We start from the raw sequence: 21,616 nt of genomic DNA on the forward strand, positions 1-21,616 counted from the left end.
CACCGCCCGCGGCGGGACGGGGGGCCGGCCCCTGGGCGTCAGCGGGCGTCCCGCAGCAGCCCGGCCAGGGCGCGCGCGAAGAGCAGCCGGCCCGCCGCGGCCGTCAGCGGGTCCAGGAACCGCGGCAGGCCGCGCAGCCGCAGTTCCTCCCGCCACCGCACCTCGCTGCCGCCGCGGCCGTCAGGGGCGGGGCGCACCTCGATCTCGGCCCAGCCCGTCACCACCCGGCCGTGCTTGACCAGCCGGCAGTGCCCGGGCCGGCCGTCCGCCGGCGGCCGCCAGGCGACCACTTCCATCGGGTCGTCGAAGGCGACCCGCCCCAGGCCCGTGCGGGCCGTGAAGCGGGTGCCCAGGCGCGTGGGCGGGTCCGTGGCCACCGTCGTACGGGTCAGCGGGACCTGCGCGCCGTGCCGCTCCCAGTCCGTCACTCTGTGCCACGCCTCAAGAAGCGGTACATCGGCGGTGTGCACGATCTGGATAACGGACATGTACTGATCGTAAATCCCCTTCCGGTACCTGAGATGAATGTCGAATATGGGTTCCATCCGGTGCCGGCGGTCGGTCATACTTCCGGCCACCGTGGACGGCGGCTCGGACCGGCAACGACCACCCGGCCCTCCGCCGCCGCAGCGCGAGGAGGTACGCCATGTTGTGTTCCCACCAGCCGATGTGCCCCAGTGCCGACAGCGCCGATCGTGACGCCGCCCGCACCGTGGCCTCCCATCCCGAACAGGGCTGGAGCCTGCTCTGCAACGGCGTGGTGCTCTTCGACGACACCGGTGAACAACTTCCCGACGGGCGCGTGGTCGAGCCGCGCCGCCCCGTCCTGCTCCGAGCCTGAACAGGGGGAGACCATGCGCCAGACCCTGATCCGCAAGCCCGCCCCGCGCCCCGCGCCCCGCGACCTGGACCTGCGTACGCCGTCGGGCAGACCCCTCCCGTACTGACGGGAGCCCGCATCCGGGGGAGCCCCCGCCCGCCCGCGTCGGCCTCGAAGGCGACCGCGACGGGCGGCTCCTCGCCGAGCTGACGCGTGACGCTCAGGAGCCCGTCCGCCGTCGGTGCGCGGAAGGCCGGGTCGGAGAAGGTGGCCGGGCGGCTGACGAACACGCCCATGGACGAGGACCAGTTCCGGCTCAGCCCACGGCTCACCCCACCTGCGGCCGGGACTCGGCCCCGCCGTGGAAGGCCTTCTCGTACGCCTCGTCGCCGATGGCCGCCCGGGCCTGCCGCTCGCCCGCGTCGCGCAGCGCCAGCAGGGAGGGCGAGCCCATCTGGGGCCGGCCCACCGTGCGCCACCAGGCGTGCCCGGTGCCGAGCAGCCGTGCCGCCAGCTCCCCGTCGCCCTGCGCCGCCACGGCGGCCCCCAGCAGGTCCAGGCCGAGGGCGATCCCGAAGCTGTCGTGCAGCAGCCGCTTGCCCGAGAGCATGGCGCGGACGTGCCGGGCCGCCTCGCCGGGCCGTCCCAGCCCCAGCGCCGCCACCGCCAGGACGTAGTCGGCGTACGCGCGCAGCCAGTGGTCGCCGATCGCCGCGCAGGCGTCCCGCAACTCCGCCGCCTCCGCCATGGCCTCCTCGTAGCGGCCCAGGTCGGACAGCGCGTACGAGGCCACCAGCTGGCACAGCAGCCGGCCCAGCCCGTACGGCCGGCCCGCGTGCGCCGACCGGGCCCGTCCGCCGGTCAGGGCGAGCGCCCGGTCCGCGTCCCCCGGCATCAGCACCGACACGCCCACCAGGTACGTCGCCCGCAGCCGCGTCTCGGGGTCGGCGGACCCCTCCGCCGCCCGGACGCACTGCTCGCCCAGCGCCAGGCTGGTGCTCAGGTCCCCCTGGAGCAGGGCGGTCAGCCCGAGGGCCCAGACGCCCTGCCGGTGTGCCGGGTCGTCGGCGGGCACGGTGGCCAGCGCGCGTTCCAGGAAGCCGCGGCCCTCGCTGAGGTGCCCGCAGCAGAACCAGAAGAACCACAGGTTTCCGGCCATCTCCAGGGCGGTGCGCGGATCGGTGCCCAGCAGGTGTTCCAGGGCCGTGCGCAGCTCCATGTGGTCGGCGCTGGTGCGGCGGTACCAGTCGAGCTGCTCGGGCCCGAGCCAGCCCGCGTCGGCCTGCCGGGCCAGGGCCGCGTACCAGTGGGCGTGCCGGTCGGCGACCACCGACTCCTCGCCGAGCTCACCGAGCCACTGGCGGCCGTACTCGCCGATGGTGTCCAGCATCCGGTAGCGCTCGCGCGCGCCTTCGACGGTGCGGCGGACCACCGACTTGCCGGCCAGGCCGGCCAGGACCCGCTCCACGCGGTCGGCGGGCAGCGGGCCGCCGGCGCAGACGGCGCGGGCGGCGGCCAGGTCGAAGTCCCCGGCGAAGACCGACAGCCGGGCCCACAGCAGCCGCTCCAGCGGCTCGCACAGCTCGTGGCTCCAGCCGATCGCGGTGCGCAGGGTGCGGTGCCGGGGCGGCCGGCCGGCCGCGCGCGGGTCGGCGAGCACCTCGAAGCGGGTCTCCAGACGCGCGGCGACCTGCTCCAGGGTGAGCAGGTCCAGGCGCGCGCCGGCGAGTTCGAGGGCGAGCGGCAGGCCGTCGAGGCGGCGGCAGACCTCCACGGCGGTGGCCGAGCGCCCCGGGTCGGCGAAGGCCGCGGCGAGCTGGGGCGTGGCGGCCAGGGCGCGTTCGCGGAAGAGCACCACGGCGTCGCTGTCGGCGTCCCCGACGGGCAGCGGGCGCACCTCGCGGACGGTCTCGCCGTGGCAGCCCAGGGGTTGGCGGCTGGTGACCAGAACGGTCAGGCCCGGTGCCGCCTGGAGGAGTTCGCCGACCAGATGGCGACAGGACTCGACCAGGTGCTCGCAGGTGTCGAGCACCAGGAGCACGTCCCGCTCGGCGCACCACTCGCACAGGCTCTCGTCGAGGCTGCGGCCGGACAGTTCGCCCAGGCCCAGGGCGTGGGCCACGGTGGCGGAGAGCAGGGCGGGGTCGCGCAGCGGGGACAGTTCGATCCACCAGGCGCCGTCGGGGTGGTCCGTACGGGCGGCCGCCCGGGCCGCGCGCAGGGCGAGACGGGACTTCCCGACGCCGCCCACGCCGGTGAGGGTGACCAGCCGACTCTCCCTCAAGAGGGCCTTCAGCAGGCGTAGTTCCTCGTCCCGCCCGACAAAGCTCGCCGTCTCCGGCGGCAGGTTCCCCAGCACGGCGTCAGATTCTGTCTCAAAGTCCCGGTGAGGCGCGCCCGGGTGATCGTTGTTGATCGAATAGTCATCGAGCGAACGGTCAGTTTGATCCCGCGGATACGAGCGTGACCGATCGTTCGGGAGAGAAGCCGCCCCAGCCGCCGTCGGGCAGCCGGGCGCGCAGTTTCACGGTCCAGACCGTACCTCCGGGCCCGGTGGCGTCGAGGCGCTGGACGGTGCGGCCGACGGGCACGGCGTCGGCGCCCCACTGGACGACCGTGGTCGGGCGCCCGTTCACCCAGAGCTCGTACGCGCGGGGCCGGTGGGCCGGGTCCGGCCAGGTCCAGGAGAGCTCGACCGTGCCCGGAGCGGCCGTGGCCAGGAAGTCCACCGGGACCGTGCCACCGGTGTCCGGCGCCGCGGGGGTGGTGAGGCGGGCGGCGGGGCTGTCGGGGGAGGAGTTCTCGGCGGCGTCCCGGGCCCGGACGGTGAACGCGTACGCGGTGTGCGGGCGCAGCCCCGTCAGGCGCGTGCCGGTCTCGCGGCCGCCCGCGGTGTGGACCCGTACCCCGCCCTGGTAGACGTCGTACGCCGTGACGCCGGTGTCGTCGCGGGCGGCGGACCAGACCAGGTGTACGGTGCGGCCGTCCTCGGCCCGGGCGGTGAGCCGGGCGGGGGCGCCGGGGGCGCGGACGTCGCGTGCCGCCCGGGCGGCGGTCGTCACCCGGGCCGCGCCGGTGGGGTCCGAGAGGTTCCCGGCCGCGTCGCGGGCCCGGACGGTGAAGGCGTAGCGCGTGGCGGGGGAGAGGCCGTCGACGTCCACCATGGTCCGCTCGGCGGGGAGTTCGCGCACCAGGACCCCGTCGCGGAAGACCTGGTACGCGGTGACGCCCGCGCGCGGATCGGCGGCCTCCCACATCACGTGCGCCGAGGTGGCGCTCCCGGACTCGGCCGTCAGCCCGGCGGGGGAGGGCGGCGGATCGGTGTCCGCCCCCGGGCCGCCGCAGGCGGTCAACGGGACGGAGCACAGGAGGCAGCACAGGACCAGGACCGGGCCGACGGTGCGTCGCACGGCCGCCCTCCTTCCCTCGCGAGGTCCCCGTCGAGCCCCTGCAGGCTCCCCGTCGAGCTCCTCCCGGGACCGGGTTCAAAGGTCTGGACATATATGACACGAGCGTCGTGGACACATCAAGACCCTGCGGTCGCCGCTCCGTCGCGGAGCGGCGCGCGCCGCGGTCGTCGGGGCGGCGGATCCCGACGTGTCCGATCACGTCCTGTTCCACTGCGATCGATGTGCAGGAGCGGTCGGGGCGCCCGGCCCCGGTGGCCCCGCCGGCCGCGGCCACCGCCCCGCCACGGCCAGGCCCAGACGGGCGTAGCCGGGCAGGACCACGTACACCACCGCCGGCACCACCAGCGCCGTGAGCACCAGGGAGCGCAGGGGCAGGGGGAGTCCGGCCAACGCCGGCCCCAGCACCGCCAGCACCGCGGTGATGACCGGGTACACGGCGAGCCAGGTCAGCAGGGCCCGGCGGTGCGCGCCCGGGGCGCTCACGGGGCGGCCGGGAGGCCGAGGGCGGGATCGCCGGTGTACGCGCGGGCGAGGCCGAGGGAGTCCTCGAAGATGTCGTAGGCGGCGATCCGGCCGTCGGCGATCGTGAAGACCATGACGAAGGTGTCGTCCAGGATCTGCCGGGAGGCCGTGAAGCGGTAGGCGAAGCGGCCGGGGATGACGACCTTGGTGCCGTGGCCGGGGGGCCCGGCAGGTACCTCGGTCATGCCGTGCACCTCGAACGCGAGGGGCTCGCTGGCGGTGAACAGCTCGGTGAAGAAGTCCCGCAGGGCGTCGTGTCCCTGCCGGACCCCGACCCACGGCACGATCCGCGGGTCGCCGGGCACCGTCCAGACCGCGTCCGGGGCGACGAGGGACAGCGCCCGGTCGATGTCGCGGGCGCCGAAGGCGGCGAAGTAGGCGTCCACGACGGCGGTCGCGTCGGTCGTGGCGGTGGGCGCGTCGGTCGTGGCGGTGGTCGTCGTGGTCGCGGCGGTTGCGGTGGTCGCGGCGGTCGTGCTCATGGGTCCCTCCCTGGTGGTCGTCCTCCCGGGCGGGCCGCCCGGGGACGTCTCCACCTTCCGTCACGATCCGCCCCAGGGCGCCCGATGGGCATGCCGGTCTATACGATCCATGCCCGGGAGGCATGGAATGGACATGGAACTCCGACTGCTCGGCTACGTCGTCGCGGTCGCGGAAGAGGGCACGGTGAGCGGCGCCGCCCGGCGCCTCAACCTGACCCAGCCCACCCTCAGCCGCCAGCTCCGCGACCTCGAACGCCGCCTGGGCACCGAACTGTTCGTCCGGACCGGGCGCGGCCTCACCGCCACCCCGGCCGGCCTGGCGCTCGCCCAGCGGGCCCGCGCCGTGCTCGCCGGGGCCGAGGCGGCGCTCGAGGACGTGCGCCGGGCCGCGCAGGGGCGGACCGGGCGGCTCACCGTCGCGTTCGCCGGCTCCGGCATCAACGGCCCGCTGGGCGCCGCGCTCGGCACGGTCCGCACCCGACTCCCCGACGTCGACCTCCGGCTCATCGAGAGCTTCGACGACGAGGAGATGTCACGGGGCGTCCTCGACGGCACGTACGACGTCGCGGTCCAGCGCCTGCCGCTGGCGGACAACCGGCTGCGCACGCAGCCCTGGTGGCGCGAGCCGCTCACGCTCTTCCTCCCCGAGCAGCACCGGCTGGCCCGCGGCCGCCGGCCACTGCCGCCGGTACCGGCCCGCGTCCTCGGCGAGGTGCCCCTGGTGCTGTGGCCGCGGGAGGTCTCGCCCCGCTCGTACGACGAGGTCATCGGCCTCGCCCAACGGGCCGGCGTCAGCCCGCTCGTCGCCGCCGAGGGACGCAGCGTCCCCACGGTCCTGGCCCTGGTCGCGGCGGGGTTCGGCGCGGCCGTGCTGGCCGACTCCATGCGCGTGCTGCGCCGCGTCGGCGTGACGCCGCGCCCCGTCGCCGACACGGTCACGACGCTGCACCTGGTCCGGCACGCCGAACGGGAGTCGGTGCTCCTCGACCGCTTCCTCGACCTGCTCAGGGCCCCCGCGTCCGGGGGCTGAGAGGGGCCCCGCCGCCGGGCGCCGCGCCCGTCACCCTCGGTCAACCACCCGGACGGCCGACACGTCGTTCCCCCGTCGGGCCGCGCGACTGCGCCACGATGTGGGCCGAATGCCGCATCCTCCGGGCCCGGCCGCACGGGCCGGGCAAGCCCGGACCCCTCCTCTGTGGCCGATGCGGCGTAGGAGGTTCCGATGGCCGTTTCCATCTCCGTGATCCTGCTGCTCCTCATCCTGGCGGTGATCTTCGTGCGCAGCGGCGGGCTGAAGTTCTCCCACGCGCTGGTGTGCCTGCTGCTCGGCTTCTACCTGGCGAGCAGCAGCATCGCGCCCACCATCCACGACGGCCTGTCCGCGACCGCGGACGTCGTCGGCAGCCTGCGGCCCTGACGCCGGCAACCCCCTTTCACGACACCCGTGTTGCGCGTGCGTGAATCATGACCCGCCGGTATGGATTCCTCGGGCAACGGGTTCTACCGTCGGGCGGCGGCGCGACCCCGTACGCCCGAAAGACGGAGGAATTCCCGGATGTTCCGAAGAGCGCTGAACTGCGCAGTGGTGCCGGCCCTGGCGGTCGCCGCGGCCCTGACGGGGGCGGTCCCCGCCCGTGCCGACGGGATACCCAACGCCCCCGGCCACCGCCTCGTCAGCCAGTACGACGGGGCACCCGCGACGGCGGCGCCCGTCCCCGGCCAGGCCCCGCCGCAGCACCCCTTCCTCGCGCCCAGCGGACGCAGCGGCATGCACGCCGACGCCGCCGGCAGCGCCACCTACCCCTGGTCCGGGCCGCTCGGCCGGAACCCGCGGGTGACCAGCAGGAAGATCGCCGCCCTCGGTGGCGAGTGCGCCACCGCCACGTTCGACTCCGGCGGCCGCCTCGTCACCGTCTGCGGCACCTTCGCGGGCTTCGAGGTGAAGCTCCTCGACCCGCGCACGCTCGACACCCTCGCCGAGTACGCGCTGCCGCAACGGTCCTCGACCGTCGAGGCCGTCACCCGCCTCGACTTCTCGAAGATCTTCAAGGACACCTCGGGCGGCGCGTACTTCTACCTCGACGACCAGGACCGGGCCGTCCTCGCCGACTCCCGCCAGCACGTCCTGCGCCTGGCGCACGCCCAGGGCCCCGACGGCACCTGGAGCTTCACGGTCGCGGACGACTGGGACCTGACCGGGGTCGTCCCGCACGACTGCATCGGCTGGACCAACCTGTGGCCCAGCGGCACCTGCGACCCCGTCACCTCCGTCATGCCGGACTGGCAGGGCCGGATCTGGTGGGTGACCCGGCTCGGCCGGGTCGGCACCGTCGACCCCCGGACCTCCGCGATCCGCTCGGTGCAGCTGACGGGCGAGGAGATCCAGAACTCCTTCTCGGTGGCCGAGGACGGCGTCTCCATCGTCACCGACCACGCCCTCTACAGCTTCGCCGCCACCCCCGACGGCACCCCGCGCGTCCAGTGGCGGCAGACGTACGACCGCGGCACCGGCACCAAGCCCGGCTCGGTGAACCAGGGTTCGGGCACCACCCCGGACCTGTTCGGCGACCCCGCGGCGCCCGGTGGCGGCTACGTGGCCATCACCGACAACGCGGACGACCGCATGAACGTCCTCGTCTTCCGCCGCGGCCGGGACGTCGCCGACGGCGACCGCCTGGTGTGCCGGGTCCCCGTCTTCGGCGCCGGGGCGTCCACCACCGACAACTCCCTGATCAGCTGGGGCAACAGCCTCGTCGTCGAGAACAACTACGGCTACGAGAACGTCACCAGCCTGCTGCTGGGCAAGAGCGTGGTCGGCGGCGTCACCCGCATCGACGTCCGCCCCGACGGCAGCGGCTGCGACACCGTGTGGGAGAGCGCGATCCGGTCCCCCTCGACCGTACCGAAGCTGTCGACCGCCAACGGGCTGCTCTACTTCTACGAGAAGGAGCCCAACGTCTGGGGCATCGACGCCTGGTACCTGACCGCCGTCGACTTCCGCACCGGCGAGCGGCGCTGGCGCCGGCTGACCGGCACGGGCCCGCTGTACGACAACAACTGGGCCCCGATCACCCTCGGCCCGGACGGCACCGCGTACGTCGGCGTGTTCAACGGCATCGTGGCGGTCCGCGACGACGGCTGACGCCGGCCCGGCGGCGGTCGGGACCGGCCCGCGGTACGGGCGCCCGGACGGGGCGCCCGTACCGCGGGGACGCGGGGGAGGGCGTCAGCGGCGCTCGGGCAGGTCGGCCTCGGCCGGGGCGACCGTGAAGCCGCGGCGGGCCACCGACGGGGCCGTCTTCTTGCCGCAGAACGCGGCCTCGAGCGTGCCGCCCAGGGCGGTGTTGGCGGCGCCCCGGTTGGAGGTGTTCGCCATCGCGCTCAGGCTCCGCTCGCCGTCGCGCGTGGTGAAGGCGTACGAGTAGAAGCCCTGCACGGTGCCGGTGTGGCCGAACACCTGGGTCCCGCACGACAGGTTGTACCGGCGCAGGCCGAGCCCGTAGAAGCGGGTGTTGGTGGCGTCGGTGGGGGTCACCGTGGTCATGGCGTCGAGCAGGTCGGCGCTCAGCAGCCTCCCCTTGAGCAGGCTGGACATGAAAGTACTCAGGTCCGCCTCCGTGGAGATCATCGCGCCCGCCGACTGGGCCCAGGAGACGGTCTGCTCGGTGGAGTCGACCAGCGGCGCGCCCTCCTCGTCCGGGTGCAGGTAGCCGTTCACGTGCCGGCCCTTGATGGCCGTGTCCGGGTGCACGTACGACGTGTTCGACAGCCCCAGGGGCTTGATGATGCGGCGCTCGTACTCCTTGGCGACGGGGCGCCCGGTGACCTTCTCGATGATCATGCCGACCACCACGAAGTTGGTGTTCGAGTACGAGTACGCCGCACCCGGCTGGGTGGTGCGCGGCTCGGCCAGCGAGAGGTCCACCAGCTCCTGGTACGTGAACACCCGGTTGCGGACCGCCTCGAAGCCGGGGACGGTGTTCGCGAACATCGCGTTGGTGTAGTCGGACAGGCCGCTGCGGTGGGTGAGCAGGTGGCGGACCGTGATGCGGTCGTCGGGGAGCAGCCCCGGGACGTAGGTGTTCACCGGGTCGTCCAGCTTCACCTTGCCCTCGCCCACCAGCTGCAGGAGGACCACGCTGGAGAAGGTCTTGGTGATGCTGCCGACGCGGAACCGCGCGTGGCGGTCCATCGCTGCGCCGGTGACGCGGTTCTGCACGCCCTCGCGGCGGAACTCCACCCCGTCCGGGCCGGTGAAGCGGGCCATGGCGCCGGGGGCGCCGGCGGCCAGGGTGTTGCGCAGGGCCTGCGAGACACCGTCCATGTCGGGGGCCGGAGCGGCCGGGGCGGTGGCGGTACGGGCGGGCAGGGCCGGCCGTCCCCCGGCGGCCGGGGCGGCGGTGGCGGGGGCGGCCGCGGCGACGACGGTGAGCACGGCGGCACCGAGGGCGAGGCGTCGGTCGATCGACAGGCGCACGGGTCTCCTCAACTGGTCAGGGTGAGAGAAGCGGTTCGCGGTCGCGTACCGCTGGCCCGAGCCTACGCAAGATCACAGACAGCGTGCCGCCCCGACCCCCTCGGCTCCCGCCGTCCCGGCCCCCGGCCCCTCGTCGACCAGCCCCACGACGTGGTCCGTGATCGTGTCGAGCAGGTCCGCCGCGGCCGCCGCGTCCCCGAGGACCAGGAAGTTCAGCGTCAGCCCGTCGGTCATGGCGGCCAGGTAGCGGGCCAGCTGCTCGACGGGCACCCGGGGCGCGAAGCCCGTGGCCGCCCGCAGTTCCTCGATCAGCTCGCGGAACGTGGCGGAGTACATCTCGTACTGACGGCGCGCCAGGTGGCCGAGCCCGGGGCGCCGCAGGGCGTACTGGGTGAGCTCGTACGTGAGCATGTGCTCGCCCGGACGGGTGCAGACGTGGTCCCAGTACGCCTGGAACCCGGCGCGGATCGTCTCGCGGAGGGTGCCCCGCGGGCGCAGCGCCTGGCGCACCACCGCGATGTAGTGCTCCGTGATGGCCTCGATGACGGACTCCAGGAGCGCCTCCTTGGACTCGAAGCAGTAGTGGAAGACGCTCAGCGACACGCCCGCCTCGGCGGCGATCGACCGGGTGGTCGTGTTCGGGACCCCGTCGCGGGTCATGGCGCGGATCGCCGCCTCGGTCAGCTGCCGGCGCCGCTCGGCCGAGGGCATGCGTGCCATGTCGTGGTCCCTTCGCTGTCGTTCCCGTGCCCGCCGGCCGCGCCGTGGCCCCGTACGAAGCGGCCGGGGCCGACCGGATCCGAGGTGCTGATCCGGCCGGCCCCGGCCCAGGGTCTCGCGGCGGCGTCAGTCGCTGTAGACGCCCACGTCGTAGAGGGAGTAGCCCCACCCGGTGCCGCGCGTCACCCCGTGCACCCGCAGGTAGCGGGCCGGGGTGCCGGCGAACCGGACCGTGTCGAGGCCTCCGTCGCCCTCGGAAGTGGACCATACCGTCTGCCAGTTCGAGCCGTCCGCGGACAGCTCGATCCGGTACCCGCGTCCGTACGCCCGCTCCCAGTCGAGGACGACCTTCCTGACCAGCTGCGTGGATCCGAGGTCGAGCCGGAGCCACTGGTCGTCGCTCCACTCGCTGGCCCAGCGGGTGCCCCGGTCGCCGTCCACGGCCCGGCCGGGCGCGTAGCTCACGAACGGGTTCCACCACTCGGTCGAGGAGGCCGCGGCCGGTGCGCCGGCCGCCAGGTCGACCCCGGCGCGGTGGTGCTCCGAGGCCCCCCACGTCCCGAGGTAGGACTCGGCGCCCTTCATCAGGTCGTCGACCACGTCCTGGCCGCCGGTGACCCGGATGTCCTCGATCCAGTCCGGCACCATGCCGTAGTGGGCGCCGCCGTCGGTGTTGAAGTCCCAGGTGCGCTGGCCGGTGACCTGCCGGTCGAGCAGCGACCCGCCGTCCGCGCTGCGGAAGGGGTACTTGACCGGGTTGGCCGCGTCCGCCCCGCGCGGGGCCGGCCAGCCGCCGACGCCGTTCATGTCGGTGCCGACGCCGATCCCGACGTGGTACTTCTCGCGCAGCGCCTTGGTGCGGCGGGCCTCGGCGGTGAAGCCCTCGGAGCCGTTCATGTACTGGCCGAGGAAGCCACCGAGCTTGTAGAGGCGCTCGGTCCAGTCCGTGTCCATCCAGCTGTGCGAGGAGATGACGCCCGGGTAGTTCTCCGACTCCAGGATGTCGAGGGACCGGTTCGCGGCCTTCACGCTCATGTGGTCGAGTTCGAGCATCATCTTGCGCTTCATCATCCCGCGCAGGGCGTACTCGCCGAGGTCGGTCAGGCCGCGGGAGTTGCACTGCGCGGACGCCGCGTAGCCGGGGAACGAGACGCCCTCGGGCAGCCTCTTCACGGCCGCCGGCGCGGCGGCGGCGTTCAGGCCGATGGGGTTGTCGTGCTGCGGACCGGTGCACTCCTCGGTCTTCCAGAAGGTGCCGGTGGACAGGAACTGGCCGACGTTGATGGCCACGCCGAGCGCCCCGGAGTCGAAGCGCACGCCGCACAGGGCGTTGTCGAACTTGTGGCACAGGAACATGCTGCGCACGCCCAGTCCGTACAGCTCGTCCAGACCGCGGTCGATGTCCGCCTTGCTGCACTGCGCGACGTCGAGGATCTGCTTGCAGCCGAAGGGCTCGGAGGTCTCGACGCCGAGGACGACGGCGAGCTTGCCCTGCTTGATGACCTCGCGGGCCTGCGCGGAGTCCGTGACGATGCGGAACCAGCCCTTGCCCGGGCCGCCGTACATCTTGTCGATGTAGTCCTGCATCTCGTAGGTCTTGCGCGCCTCCAGGCGGATGGCGGTCATCTCGTCGCAGGTGCGGTCCTTGAAGAAGTAGACCGAGCAGATGACCCCGTTGGTGACGAGGTCGTTGACGAGGACGCGCTGGCCGCCGCGCCAGGCCCGCTCGACCCAGGCGTAGTACGTCTGGGTGTGGGTCAGCGAGTCATGGGCGGGCCAGTCCTTGAACGTGGGCCAGCCGACGGGGTCGTGCTTGCCGTCGCCGCCCTTGGTGATCATGTCGAACACGGCCAGGGAGCCGTCGGGGTAGTGCTCGGGGCAGTCCTTGAGGGCGTCGGCGATGCCGTCCTGGGAGAACGGCTTGCCGCAGATGAGGCGGCCGCCGAAGCCCTCGTTGGACATCAGGTGGACGTGGTCGTCGACGAAGCCGCGCACCTTGCCGTCAGCGTCGGTGCCCTTGAACGGCTCGCCCGTGACGTTGATCTGCGAGTCGGGGGCGGGGCGGGCGGTGGGGTTCCACCAGCCCTCCTGGGTGGTGTCCGCGGAGGAACTGGTGGCCGGGCCGAGGAGTACGGCCACCACGGCGAGGATCACCGACAGGACGGCCGCCGGCCGCCTGGTCGAACGGGAGCGGGCGCCCCTCGGGCGCGGGGGCGCCGGGCGCGGATGTGGGGTCATGGGTACGTCCATGTCTTCGGGCGGTGGGGACGCTCTGCGGCATTGCGGAGGTACGGCGGTGCGGCGGTACGGGCAGTGCGGCGGTACGGCAGTGCGGCGGTGCTGCGCGGAACGCGCGGCCCTTCCCTGCGTCGTGTGACGCGACAGGCCTTCTTGACATGTCCGCGCTCATGGATCCGCTCCGAGAATCGCTACTGGTGCGTAAAGAGTCAAGGGTCCGGGACGCTTGACCTGATGCCCCGTCGGATCCGCTCCGCGCGGGGTCGAGTGCGGCCCGATCCGAGCGGGGGCCTTCGTGCTTCGCCGCCTCGTCCCGCCCCGGCCCCGCGACCCGCTCGCCGTCCTCGCCCCCGGCGAGCGCGGCCGGCCCCGCTCCGGGCGCGGCCGGCCCGGCCCCGGCGCGGCCGGCCCCCTTCAAACAAGGACAAGCCCGGGCGAAGCCTGTGACGTATCGCTCGGTGGACACCCCTTGATCGATCAAATATGGGAGGGGTTAGCATATGAGCGCCGCCTAGCTCGAAAGATAATCCTGTGACTGTCAACGACGACTCGTTCACCAACTGGAAGACCCGCGAGGAGATCGCGGAGTCGATGATCCCGATCATCGGGAAGCTGCAGCGCGAGCGGGACGTCACCGTCCTGCTGCACAGCCGCTCCTTGGTGAACAAGTCGGTGGTCAGCATCCTCAAGACCCACCGGTTCGCCCGGCAGATCGCCGGTGAGGAGCTCTCGGTCACCGAGACGATGCCGTTCCTGCAGACCCTCACCACCCTCGACCTGGGCCCGTCCCAGATCGACCTGGGCATGCTCGCCGCCACGTACAAGGCCGACGACCGCGGTCTGTCGGTGGAGGAGTTCACCGCCGAGGCCGTCGCCGGCGCCACCGGTGAGAACAAGATCGAGCGCGGCGCGCCGCGCGACGTGGTCCTCTACGGCTTCGGCCGCATCGGCCGCCTCGTCGCCCGCCTCCTGATCGAGAAGGCCGGCTCGGGCAACGGCCTGCGCCTGCGCGCCATCGTCGTGCGCGGCGGCGGCGACGCCGACCTCGTCAAGCGCGCCTCGCTGCTGCGCCGCGACTCGATCCACGGCCAGTTCAACGGCACGATCACGGTCGACGAGGCCAACAGCACCATCGTCGCCAACGGCAACGCGATCAAGGTGATCTACGCCAACGACCCGTCCGAGGTCGACTACACGGCGTACGGCATCAAGGACGCCATCCTCATCGACAACACCGGCAAGTGGCGCGACCGCGAGGGCCTCTCCAAGCACCTGCGCCCCGGTATCGAGAAGGTCGTCCTGACCGCTCCGGGCAAGGGCGACGTCCCGAACATCGTCCACGGCGTCAACCACGACATGATCAAGCCGGACGAGCAGATCCTGTCCTGCGCGTCCTGCACCACCAACGCCATCGTCCCGCCGCTGAAGGCCATGGACGACGAGTACGGCGTGCTGCGCGGTCACGTGGAGACCGTCCACTCGTTCACGAACGACCAGAACCTGCTGGACAACTACCACAAGGCCGACCGCCGCGGCCGCTCGGCGCCGCTCAACATGGTGATCACCGAGACCGGTGCCGCCTCCGCCGTCGCCAAGGCGCTGCCGGACCTCAAGGCGCCCATCACGGGCAGCTCGATCCGCGTCCCCGTCCCGGACGTCTCGATCGCCATCCTGAGCCTGCGCCTGGGCCGCGAGACCACCCGCGACGAGGTCCTCGAGTACCTCCGCGACGTCTCGCTGAACTCGCCCCTGAAGCGCCAGATCGACTTCACCACGGCCCCCGACGCCGTCTCGATGGACTTCGTCGGCTCGCGCCACGCCTCCATCGTCGACGCCGGCGCCACCAAGGTCGACGGCGACAACGCGATCCTCTACCTCTGGTACGACAACGAGTTCGGCTACTCGTGCCAGGTCATCCGCGTCGTCCAGCACGTCTCGGGCGTCGAGTACCCGACCTTCCCGGCCCCGCGGGCCTGAACCGGTCGTGCCGTCCCCGTGACGGCGTAGCGTGAGGCGTCCGGCCCGGGCTCAGTGCCCGGGCCGGACGCCTTTAGCGTTCCCGCGAGGGTTTCCCGCCACCCACGAGAGCCGCCGTCCCGTGGTGTGTGGGGAAGCCTCTTGAGGCGTCATGGCAGGCTGGTCCGGAGGCAGGCCCGGGCCTGGGGTGGCCGAAGGCCAGGGCGCAGCCCCGAAGCCCCAGGGGTGGGCCTGCCGTAGGGCCTGCAGGCCATGACGCCTCAAGAGGCGAGGGGACCCACACACCACGGGACGACCCCACGAAGCGAGCCCACCCCGACACCGCCGCTGGCCGCGCCCCCACCCCTCAGCGCCCCTCGGCGCTCCCCGGGCGGTCCCGCCCCGTCAGCGGCCGCCGCCCGGCGCGACCAGTCCCGTCTCGTACGCCGTGATCACGGCCTGGGCGCGGTCGCGCACCCCGAGCTTCGCGAACACCCCGGTGATGTGGTTCTTCACCGTCGACGGGCTGATGTCCAGCGCCGAGGCGATCTCCGCGTTGTCGAGGCCGGTCGCGATCAGGCGCCACACCTCGGCCTCCCGCTGAGTGAGGTCCCCGGGCGCCGCCGCGGACGGCGGCCCGGGAGGGTGCGGGGTGCGCACGTACGCGGAGATGAGCCGGGTCAGCAGCCGCGGCGCGACCGCCGCCTCACCGGTGTGCACCACCCGCACCGCCGCCACCAGGTCCTCCGGCGACACGTCCTTCGGGAGGAAGCCGCACGCGCCGGCGCGCAGCGCGGCGACCACGTACTCGTCCATGTCGAAGGTGCTCAGCGCGAGCACCCGGCAGCCGGGCAGCTCCCGGGCGAGCCGTTCGGTGGCGGCGACCCCGTCCAGCACCGGCATCCGGATGTCCATGACGACCACGTCCGGACGGAGCCGGTGCGCGAGCTCCACGGCCTCCGCCCCGTCGGCAGCCTCCCCGACCACCTCGAACGCCGGGTCGGGCGTGAGGATCAGGGCCAGGCCGCGGCGCACCAGCGGCTGGTCGTCGGCGATCAGCACCCGGACCCGCGCCCCGCCGCCGAGCCGGTCCGAAGGCCCCCTGCTCACGACGCCCTCCCGTCCGCGAGTGCCAGCGGCAGCCGCGCGGCCACCCTGAACCCGCCCCCGGCCACCGGCCCGGCATCGAGGGTCCCGCCGTGCAGGGCGACCCGCTCCCGCATGCCGACCAGCCCGTACCCCGGGCCACCGGCCCGCTCCCGTGCCGTGCCGGTCGCGGAACCGGCGGCGTCCGGCCCCGCTCCGCGGCCGTCGTCCGCCACGTCCACCCGCACCTCCGTCGCGCCGTACGCCAGCACCACGGAAGTCCGCGCCCCGGCCGCGTGCCTGCGCGCGTTCGTCAGCGCCTCCTGCACGATCCGGAACACCGCCAGCCCCACGCTCGGCGGCAGCGCGCGCTCCTCGCCCCGTACGTCGAACGAGGTCGGCAGGCCCGCCCGGCAGGACTCGGCGACGATGCGCGGCAGGTCCCCGATCCCGGGCTGCGGGGCGTCGATCCAGGGCCCCGGCGCGGCCGGACCGGGCTCGTCCCCGGCCGGGGGCCCGGGCTCGTCCCCGGCCCGCAGGACGTCCAGCAGCTGCCGCATCTCCCGCAGCGCCATCCGCCCGGAGCCCTCCAGCTCCACCAGCGCCTCACGCACCACCTCGGGGTCGCCGGCCAGATTGGCCCGCGCGCCGCCCGCCATCAGCTGCATGGTGGTGATGTGGTGCGCGACGATGTCGTGCAGCTCGCGGGCGATGCGCCGGCGCTCGGCGGCGACCGCGCGGTCGGCGAGCAGCCGGCGGTGGGCCTCCGCGTCGCGCTGCCAGCGGTTCACCACGAGCGCCGCGCAGGCGACCAGGAACGCCGAGGCCGCGCTCGCCGCCACGTCGACCGCAGGCGGCGGCCACCGCGTCAGCCCGACCAGCGGTACGCCCGCGCTCGCGAGGCCCGCCCCCACCGCGACCGCCGGGCCCCGGGAACGGACGACGGTGAACAGGGCGACGACCACGGCGGCGTTGAAGTGCTGGGGCGTCGGCACGCTCAGGTTGAGCCCCAGCCCGGCCAGCAGGACGGCGCCCAGTACGGGCAGCGGGGCGCGGCGCCGGGCCAGCAGCGGCAGCGCCGAGACCGTCATGAGCAGGCAGCCGACGGCGGGCACGCGCCCGAAGCCGCTCTGGCTGGCGAGCGCGAAGCCGGTCAGGTCGACGGCCGCGGCCCCGACCGCGACCAGCGCGTCGTTGCGCGTCCACGGCATCGTCCCTCGTCCCCCCTCACGGCCCGCCCGGTGATCCATTCTCCCACCGCGTTCCCGTGCGCGTCCCCCACCCCCGGGCCCGTCCCCTCTGGGAGCACGGTCCTGGTCGGCCGCCCCGCCGGGCCCGCGCTCCCACCCGCGATCTCGTTCCCGGCCCCGACGCTCCGCCCCGTCCGCGCTGATGAGCTGGACAGCGGCCGGGGGACACCCGGCCCGGCCCCGGGACGGACCCGGCGCCGACCGCACCCCACCGCCGGAGGCCCCTCCGTGATCCGCGCCCTGACCGGATTCGCCACCCGCAACCCATGGCGGGTGATCGCCCTGTGGGCGGTGCTCGGCATCGCCCTGACCGTCCTCGGCCAGGCGCTCGTCCCGCGCGTCACCCGCAGCGCCGGGGGCGACTTCCTGCCCCGTACGTACGACTCGGCCGCCGCGCTGCGCATCGCGCAGGACCGGTTCGGCGTGGAGCCCGACGCCGACACGGTCACGGTGCTGGTCGCCCGGCCCGACGGCCGGCCCCTCACCACCGCCGACCACGCCCGGATACGGGCGGCCGCCGCGCACCTCGGCAGCCGGCGGGTGCCGATGCCGCCGTCCGAGGACCGGCCGCCCCTCCTGGCCCTGGACCACTCCCAGACCCCGAAGGTCCGGCACGCCATGACCGCCCCCGACGGCAGGTTCGACCTGCTGGCCGTCCAGCTGCGGGGCAACACCGCCGACCCCGGCCTGCACGACCTCTACCGGGCCTTCCGCGACCGGGCGGCGGCGGAGTTCGACGCCGCCGGACTGCGCACCGGCTTCACCGGCGGCCTGGCCGACCTCGTGGACACCGCCGACGCGGACGAGCCGACGCGGCTGGTCGTCGGGCTGCTCATGACCGTCCTGATCATGCTGATCCACGTGCTGGTGTTCCGGAGCCTGCTCGCCGCGTTCGTCCCGCTGATCGCGGTCTCCGTCATCGGGGGCGCCGCCACCGGCGCCGTCGTCGGCACCGCCCTGCTCACCGGCATCCGGCTCGACACCTCCACCCCCGGCCTCATCGGGGTGGTCCTCATCGGCATCGGCGTGGACTACCTGCTCTTCCTCCTCTTCCGCTTCCGCGAGGAACTGCGGGCCCGTCCCGAGCTGCCGCCGCGCCGGGTGGCCGCCGACGTCAGCCGCCGCGTCGGCACCGCGATCACCTCCGCGGCCCTGACCATCGTGGCGGCCTTCGCCACCCTGGGCGTCGCGACCTTCGGCCAGTTCCGGGTGCTCGGCCCCGCCGTCGCGGTGTCGGTGCTCGTCATGCTGCTCGCCGCGCTGACCCTGATGCCGGCGCTGCTCGCGGTCACCGGCCGCCGCATGTTCTGGCCCTCCCGGGCCCTGACCCGCGCACCCCGCGCCGGCGCGGCCGCCGCCCTCGCCTCGCTCGTGGCCCGCCGCCCGCTCGCCCTGGTGCTCGCCTCCGTCGCCCTGCTGGGCGCGCTGGCGGCCGGACTGCACGGCGTCCGCATGGACTTCGGCGGGCCCGGCGGCGGTCGCGGCACGCCGGCCGCCGCCACCGCGGCCGAGATCGCGCGGGCACTGCCCGCCGGCGTGTCCGACCCCGCGACCGTCTACGTCACCGCGCCGGACGGACGCCGTCTGACCCCGGCCGCACTCGGCGACCTCCCCGGAGCCCTGGCCAGGGTCGGGGGAGTGGGCCGGGTCGGCACCCCGGTACTGAACGCGGACCGGACGGCCGCCCGCATCGACCTGTACCTCACCGCCGACGCGCGGACGCAGCGGGCCCGCGACGTCGTCTCCGGTCCGGTCCGGGCCACCGTGGCGGCCCGGACCCCGGCGGGCCTGGTCGCCCACGTCGGCGGCACCGCCGCCGTGCTCGCCGACGTCGCCACCGCCGTCGACCACGACCTGCGGCGGGTGTTCCCGGTCGCGGCCGCCCTGATCGCCGTCATCCTGCTCGTCCTGCTGCGCAGCCTGCTCGCGCCGGCCGTCCTCATGGTCTGCGTCGGCCTGGGCTTCGCCGCCACGCTCGGCGCGTCCGCCCTCGTCTTCCAGCACCTGCGCGGGGAGCCGGGCGTCGACTTCGTCCTGCCGCTGGTGCTGTTCCTCTTCGTCGTGGCCCTCGGCACCGACTACAACATCCTCGTCAGCGACCGGATCCGCGAGGAGATGGCCCGGCCCGGCCCGGCGCGCGCGGCCGTGGCCCGTGCCGTCCGGCACACCGTCCCGGCCGTCGCCACCGCCGGCGTCGTCCTGGCGGCCTCCTTCGGCAGCCTCGCCGTCGACGCGGCGCCCGGCACGCGGCAGATCGGCTTCGCGACCGGACTGGGCATCCTGCTGTCGGCGTTCGTCCTCTCGTCCGTCCTGGTGCCGGCCGCGGCCGCCCTCCTCGGCCGCTCCCTGTGGTGGCCGGTGCGCCCTGTCCCGGCGGACCGGGCCGGGGCGCCGGAGGGGCGGCCCGCGGCGGTCCCGGAGCACGCGGCCGGCGGCGGCCGCTGACCGCCGGGCCGACGACGGCCTACGGGCCCCAGTCCCACGTGTCGAAGTACCCCGGCGTGCCGCTGCGCCGGGCGGCCACGACGGCCTCCAGGCGGGCGAAGTCCCGTTCGGGCATGTGCTTCCGCCACTCCTCGACGGTCAGGACGCGCACGGCGTCGTGCTCCGCCGGGTCCAGGGTGATGGCCTCGATGCGGGCGGGGGACAGGCGGCCGCCGTCGAAGACGAAGCCGACCGTGGCGTACGGCCACTCCGCGCCCGGCAGTCCGAAGACGGTGGCCAGCAGCCGGGGCGGCCCGCCGAACTCCAGCCCCGTCTCCTCGCGGCACTCCCGCACCGCCGTCTCCCACGGCCGCTCGCCCGGGTCCATGGTCCCGCCGGGCCACTGCCACGGGTGGGTGCGCGAATAGGTCGCGCGCAGCTGCACCGGCCGCTCGTGCTCGTCCGTGAAGAACAGGCAGGCGAAGGCGGTGGCCTTCATGACGGTCTCGGCGTACTGCTCGGGCGGCAGCCAGGTGGCGCTCATGGTCCGCTCCTGTCGGCGGTGTGGGGTCGGGGTGGGGTGGGGCAGGGCGGGCGGGTTGGATGCGGGCGGCGGGCGGCGGCAGGTGGGTGGGCGTCAGGTGGGGTGGGCGGGGCCGTTGGGGCTCCGGGGACCCCTACCCCGCCCGGCGCCCGACAGGCCCTGCCGGGGGTAGGCGTGCCGTCCTTCGGGAGCGTGCGCGGCGTGCGCGGTGGTACGGCTCGACCGTGTGCGCCGGGCACACCGGTCCCGGGGCGCGGGCCGCTCCGCGGCGGGGCCCCGTACGCCCGGGCGCGGAGCGGCCGTTCCGGTCGGGCATGATCAAAGGTATGGACCACTCCTCCCTGTCGACCACCCAGGCCGCGGTCACCGCCGTGCGCGCGATCGCCGACGCGTACGGCCGCACCGTCACGGTCGTCGACGACATCGGCGCGGACCGGACCTCCCGCCGTACCTCGGCCCCGCTGTTCACCGCCGTCGACGCCGACGGCTCGCTGCCGCACGAGGCCTTCGTGGAGCTGGCCGGGAGCCCCGCCGTGGGCATCCGGCTCTTCCCGGAGGGCGACGCGCTGGTCACCGTGGAGGGCGTCGAGTTCCACGACGTGCCGCGGGAGGCCGTCCCCGCGTTCGTGCGCTCCGTGCTGGGCGGCCTTGCGCACGTGAAGGGACGGTTCTTCCCGCCCGGGTACCGCCTGGTCGTCCCGCTGCCGGGCGACCGGACGTACACGGAGGTGGTCACGGGCGTGGCCCTGACCCCCTGGCTCTCGCGCGCGTTCCGCGACTGAGGGCGGCTCGGGGGCCGGGCGCGCCCGGGCCGGGGCGTCGTCCCGGATCCGGCCGCCGGATCGCCTTGGATGGGGGCGACGCCCGCGGACACCCCCGCGGGCCCACGACGGCCCGACCCCCGAAAGGCCCGGCATGAGGAAGATCAAGGCCCAGTTGTTCATCTCGCTCGACGGCGTCGTCGAGGCCCCCGACCAGTGGCACTTCCCGTACTTCAACGACGAGATGGGGGCGGCGGTCGACACCACCCTCGGGCGGGCCGACACGCTGCTGCTCGGACGCCGGACGTACGACAGCTTCGCCGGCGCCTGGCCGGGACGGGAGGCCGCCGGCGGCGAGGACGCCCCCTTCGCCAAGGTCCTCGGCGACGCCCGCAAGATCGTCGTGTCGAAGCGCCGGCTCGACTTCACCTGGCGCAACTCCGAGCAGGCCGACGGCGGGCCCGCCGAGGCGGCCGCCGCACTCAAGGGGGAGCCCGACACCGGCTCGCCCGTCTGGATCAGCGGCTCCGTGTCGGTGGTGCGCCACCTGCTCGCCGCCGGCCTCCTCGACGAACTCAACCTCCTGGTGCACCCCATCGCCGTCCGCAAGGGCCTGCGCCTGTTCGAGGAGGCGGACACGTCCGTCCCGCTGGAGCTGGTGTCCTGCGAGACGTTCCGGACCGGCGTGCTGAACCTGTTCTACGCCCCGGCCGCCGGCCCCGGCGCCGGCACGTACGAGGACGCGAGGACCCACCTGCCCCAGCACTGACCGCCCGGCCGTGCCGCCCGGTCCCGCAGGGGCGGTTCCCGGCCTCATCCGCCGCCCCGGCGTACCGAAGTCGGCCATTCTGCGCGTTCTCCTTCCTGGTCCGGACAAGTCCGGCAGGATGGCGCCGGTAGCACCGGAGACGACACCCGGGACGGCG

At 74.4% G+C, this 21,616-nt stretch carries 19 protein-coding genes; 8 read left to right on the forward strand and 11 right to left on the reverse strand.

The window, feature by feature from the left end; all coding sequences use genetic code 11:
- Nucleotides 1-38: 38 nt before the first annotated feature.
- Nucleotides 39-488 (reverse strand): hypothetical protein, encoded by a 450-nt coding sequence (locus IF43_RS0115790; RefSeq protein ID WP_030200208.1) that lies wholly within the window; start codon nucleotides 486-488, stop codon nucleotides 39-41.
- 161 nt (nucleotides 489-649) lie between these two features.
- Here IF43_RS0115790 and IF43_RS0115795 point away from each other — a divergent pair, with 161 nt between their 5' ends.
- Nucleotides 650-841 carry a DUF5999 family protein gene (locus tag IF43_RS0115795; RefSeq protein ID WP_030200210.1) on the forward strand — a complete coding sequence of 64 codons (192 nt, stop codon included), beginning with the start codon at nucleotides 650-652 and terminating at the stop codon, nucleotides 839-841.
- 307 nt (nucleotides 842-1,148) lie between these two features.
- On the opposite strand, the gene IF43_RS0115800 is transcribed toward IF43_RS0115795, so the two are convergent.
- From IF43_RS0115800 to IF43_RS0115815, 4 genes are all read right to left on the reverse strand, one after another.
- Nucleotides 1,149-3,179 carry an AAA family ATPase gene (locus tag IF43_RS0115800; protein WP_030200211.1) on the reverse strand — a complete coding sequence of 677 codons (2,031 nt, stop codon included), beginning with the start codon at nucleotides 3,177-3,179 and terminating at the stop codon, nucleotides 1,149-1,151.
- 79 nt (nucleotides 3,180-3,258) lie between these two features.
- Nucleotides 3,259-4,230: a fibronectin type III domain-containing protein gene (locus tag IF43_RS0115805; RefSeq protein ID WP_078910194.1), complete on the reverse strand. Its 972-nt coding sequence runs from the start codon at nucleotides 4,228-4,230 to the stop codon at nucleotides 3,259-3,261.
- A gap of 195 nt (nucleotides 4,231-4,425) precedes the next feature.
- Nucleotides 4,426-4,713, reverse strand: coding sequence for a hypothetical protein (locus tag IF43_RS38700; RefSeq protein ID WP_063753340.1), 288 nt, complete (start codon nucleotides 4,711-4,713; stop codon nucleotides 4,426-4,428).
- Nucleotides 4,710-5,234, reverse strand: a complete 525-nt coding sequence (locus tag IF43_RS0115815) for a nuclear transport factor 2 family protein (protein ID WP_030200216.1) — start codon at nucleotides 5,232-5,234, stop codon at nucleotides 4,710-4,712. Before IF43_RS0115815 ends, IF43_RS38700 begins: the two co-directional genes overlap by 4 nt.
- A gap of 127 nt (nucleotides 5,235-5,361) precedes the next feature.
- Here IF43_RS0115815 and IF43_RS0115820 point away from each other — a divergent pair, with 127 nt between their 5' ends.
- From IF43_RS0115820 to IF43_RS0115830, 3 genes are all read left to right on the forward strand, one after another.
- Nucleotides 5,362-6,264, forward strand: a complete 903-nt coding sequence (locus IF43_RS0115820) for a LysR family transcriptional regulator (protein ID WP_051795382.1) — start codon at nucleotides 5,362-5,364, stop codon at nucleotides 6,262-6,264.
- A 192-nt stretch (nucleotides 6,265-6,456) separates the two neighbouring features.
- The gene (locus IF43_RS0115825; RefSeq protein WP_030200220.1) at nucleotides 6,457-6,651 is read left to right on the forward strand and encodes a hypothetical protein; all 195 of its coding nucleotides are present in this window, start codon (nucleotides 6,457-6,459) and stop codon (nucleotides 6,649-6,651) included.
- Between the two features lie 138 nt (nucleotides 6,652-6,789).
- Entirely contained in the window at nucleotides 6,790-8,376 is a 1,587-nt protein-coding gene (locus tag IF43_RS0115830) for a hypothetical protein (RefSeq protein WP_030200222.1), read from the forward strand.
- Between the two features lie 84 nt (nucleotides 8,377-8,460).
- Here the strand turns inward: IF43_RS0115830 and IF43_RS0115835 are convergent, their stop codons facing one another.
- From IF43_RS0115835 to IF43_RS0115845, 3 genes are all read right to left on the reverse strand, one after another.
- The gene (locus IF43_RS0115835) at nucleotides 8,461-9,711 is read right to left on the reverse strand and encodes a serine hydrolase (protein WP_037888719.1); all 1,251 of its coding nucleotides are present in this window, start codon (nucleotides 9,709-9,711) and stop codon (nucleotides 8,461-8,463) included.
- Between the two features lie 72 nt (nucleotides 9,712-9,783).
- Nucleotides 9,784-10,431, reverse strand: coding sequence for a TetR/AcrR family transcriptional regulator (locus IF43_RS0115840; protein WP_051795384.1), 648 nt, complete (start codon nucleotides 10,429-10,431; stop codon nucleotides 9,784-9,786).
- Nucleotides 10,432-10,557: 126 nt separating this feature from the next.
- On the reverse strand, nucleotides 10,558-12,669 hold the full coding sequence (locus IF43_RS0115845; protein WP_078910196.1) for a discoidin domain-containing protein: 2,112 nt from the start codon (nucleotides 12,667-12,669) through the stop codon (nucleotides 10,558-10,560).
- Nucleotides 12,670-13,200: 531 nt separating this feature from the next.
- On the opposite strand from IF43_RS0115845, the gene IF43_RS0115850 reads away from it, so the two are divergent.
- Nucleotides 13,201-14,646 (forward strand): glyceraldehyde-3-phosphate dehydrogenase, encoded by a 1,446-nt coding sequence (locus IF43_RS0115850; protein ID WP_030200229.1) that lies wholly within the window; start codon nucleotides 13,201-13,203, stop codon nucleotides 14,644-14,646.
- 384 nt (nucleotides 14,647-15,030) lie between these two features.
- Here IF43_RS0115850 and IF43_RS0115855 read toward each other — a convergent pair whose 3' ends face one another.
- Both IF43_RS0115855 and IF43_RS0115860 read right to left on the reverse strand, forming a co-directional pair.
- Nucleotides 15,031-15,735: a response regulator transcription factor gene (locus tag IF43_RS0115855; RefSeq protein ID WP_030200230.1), complete on the reverse strand. Its 705-nt coding sequence runs from the start codon at nucleotides 15,733-15,735 to the stop codon at nucleotides 15,031-15,033.
- Nucleotides 15,732-16,922, reverse strand: coding sequence for a sensor histidine kinase (locus IF43_RS0115860; RefSeq protein ID WP_234332194.1), 1,191 nt, complete (start codon nucleotides 16,920-16,922; stop codon nucleotides 15,732-15,734). The genes IF43_RS0115855 and IF43_RS0115860 overlap by 4 nt, the downstream gene beginning before the upstream one ends.
- A 267-nt stretch (nucleotides 16,923-17,189) precedes the next feature.
- On the opposite strand from IF43_RS0115860, the gene IF43_RS0115865 reads away from it, so the two are divergent.
- Nucleotides 17,190-19,406 carry an MMPL family transporter gene (locus tag IF43_RS0115865; protein ID WP_030200236.1) on the forward strand — a complete coding sequence of 739 codons (2,217 nt, stop codon included), beginning with the start codon at nucleotides 17,190-17,192 and terminating at the stop codon, nucleotides 19,404-19,406.
- Nucleotides 19,407-19,425: 19 nt separating this feature from the next.
- On the opposite strand, the gene IF43_RS0115870 is transcribed toward IF43_RS0115865, so the two are convergent.
- Nucleotides 19,426-19,929, reverse strand: a complete 504-nt coding sequence (locus IF43_RS0115870) for an NUDIX domain-containing protein (protein WP_030200238.1) — start codon at nucleotides 19,927-19,929, stop codon at nucleotides 19,426-19,428.
- A 326-nt stretch (nucleotides 19,930-20,255) separates the two neighbouring features.
- On the opposite strand from IF43_RS0115870, the gene IF43_RS0115875 reads away from it, so the two are divergent.
- Nucleotides 20,256-20,711, forward strand: a complete 456-nt coding sequence (locus tag IF43_RS0115875) for a hypothetical protein (RefSeq protein ID WP_030200240.1) — start codon at nucleotides 20,256-20,258, stop codon at nucleotides 20,709-20,711.
- A 133-nt stretch (nucleotides 20,712-20,844) separates the two neighbouring features.
- Entirely contained in the window at nucleotides 20,845-21,459 is a 615-nt protein-coding gene (locus IF43_RS0115880) for a dihydrofolate reductase family protein (protein ID WP_030200242.1), read from the forward strand.
- The last annotated feature ends 157 nt before the right edge of the window (nucleotides 21,460-21,616 follow it).

The sequence above is a fragment of the Streptomyces sp. NRRL S-87 genome (assembly GCF_000719335.1).
Classification (GTDB): Bacteria; Actinomycetota; Actinomycetes; order Streptomycetales; family Streptomycetaceae; genus Streptomyces.

Excerpts from the sequence above, each read along its gene's own strand:
- IF43_RS0115790 (WP_030200208.1), bottom strand. The coding sequence starts at position 488 with ATGTCCGTTATCCAGATCGTGCACACCGCCGATGTACCGCTTCTTGAG.
- IF43_RS0115815 (WP_030200216.1), bottom strand. The coding sequence starts at position 5,234 with ATGAGCACGACCGCCGCGACCACCGCAACCGCCGCGACCACGACGACC.
- IF43_RS0115820 (WP_051795382.1), top strand. The coding sequence starts at position 5,362 with ATGGACATGGAACTCCGACTGCTCGGCTACGTCGTCGCGGTCGCGGAA.
- IF43_RS0115825 (WP_030200220.1), top strand. The coding sequence starts at position 6,457 with ATGGCCGTTTCCATCTCCGTGATCCTGCTGCTCCTCATCCTGGCGGTG.
- IF43_RS0115830 (WP_030200222.1), top strand. The coding sequence starts at position 6,790 with ATGTTCCGAAGAGCGCTGAACTGCGCAGTGGTGCCGGCCCTGGCGGTC.
- IF43_RS0115840 (WP_051795384.1), bottom strand. The coding sequence starts at position 10,431 with ATGGCACGCATGCCCTCGGCCGAGCGGCGCCGGCAGCTGACCGAGGCG.
- IF43_RS0115845 (WP_078910196.1), bottom strand. The coding sequence starts at position 12,669 with ATGACCCCACATCCGCGCCCGGCGCCCCCGCGCCCGAGGGGCGCCCGC.
- IF43_RS0115860 (WP_234332194.1), bottom strand. The coding sequence starts at position 16,922 with ATGCCGTGGACGCGCAACGACGCGCTGGTCGCGGTCGGGGCCGCGGCC.
- IF43_RS0115870 (WP_030200238.1), bottom strand. The coding sequence starts at position 19,929 with ATGAGCGCCACCTGGCTGCCGCCCGAGCAGTACGCCGAGACCGTCATG.
- IF43_RS0115875 (WP_030200240.1), top strand. The coding sequence starts at position 20,256 with ATGGACCACTCCTCCCTGTCGACCACCCAGGCCGCGGTCACCGCCGTG.
- IF43_RS0115880 (WP_030200242.1), top strand. The coding sequence starts at position 20,845 with ATGAGGAAGATCAAGGCCCAGTTGTTCATCTCGCTCGACGGCGTCGTC.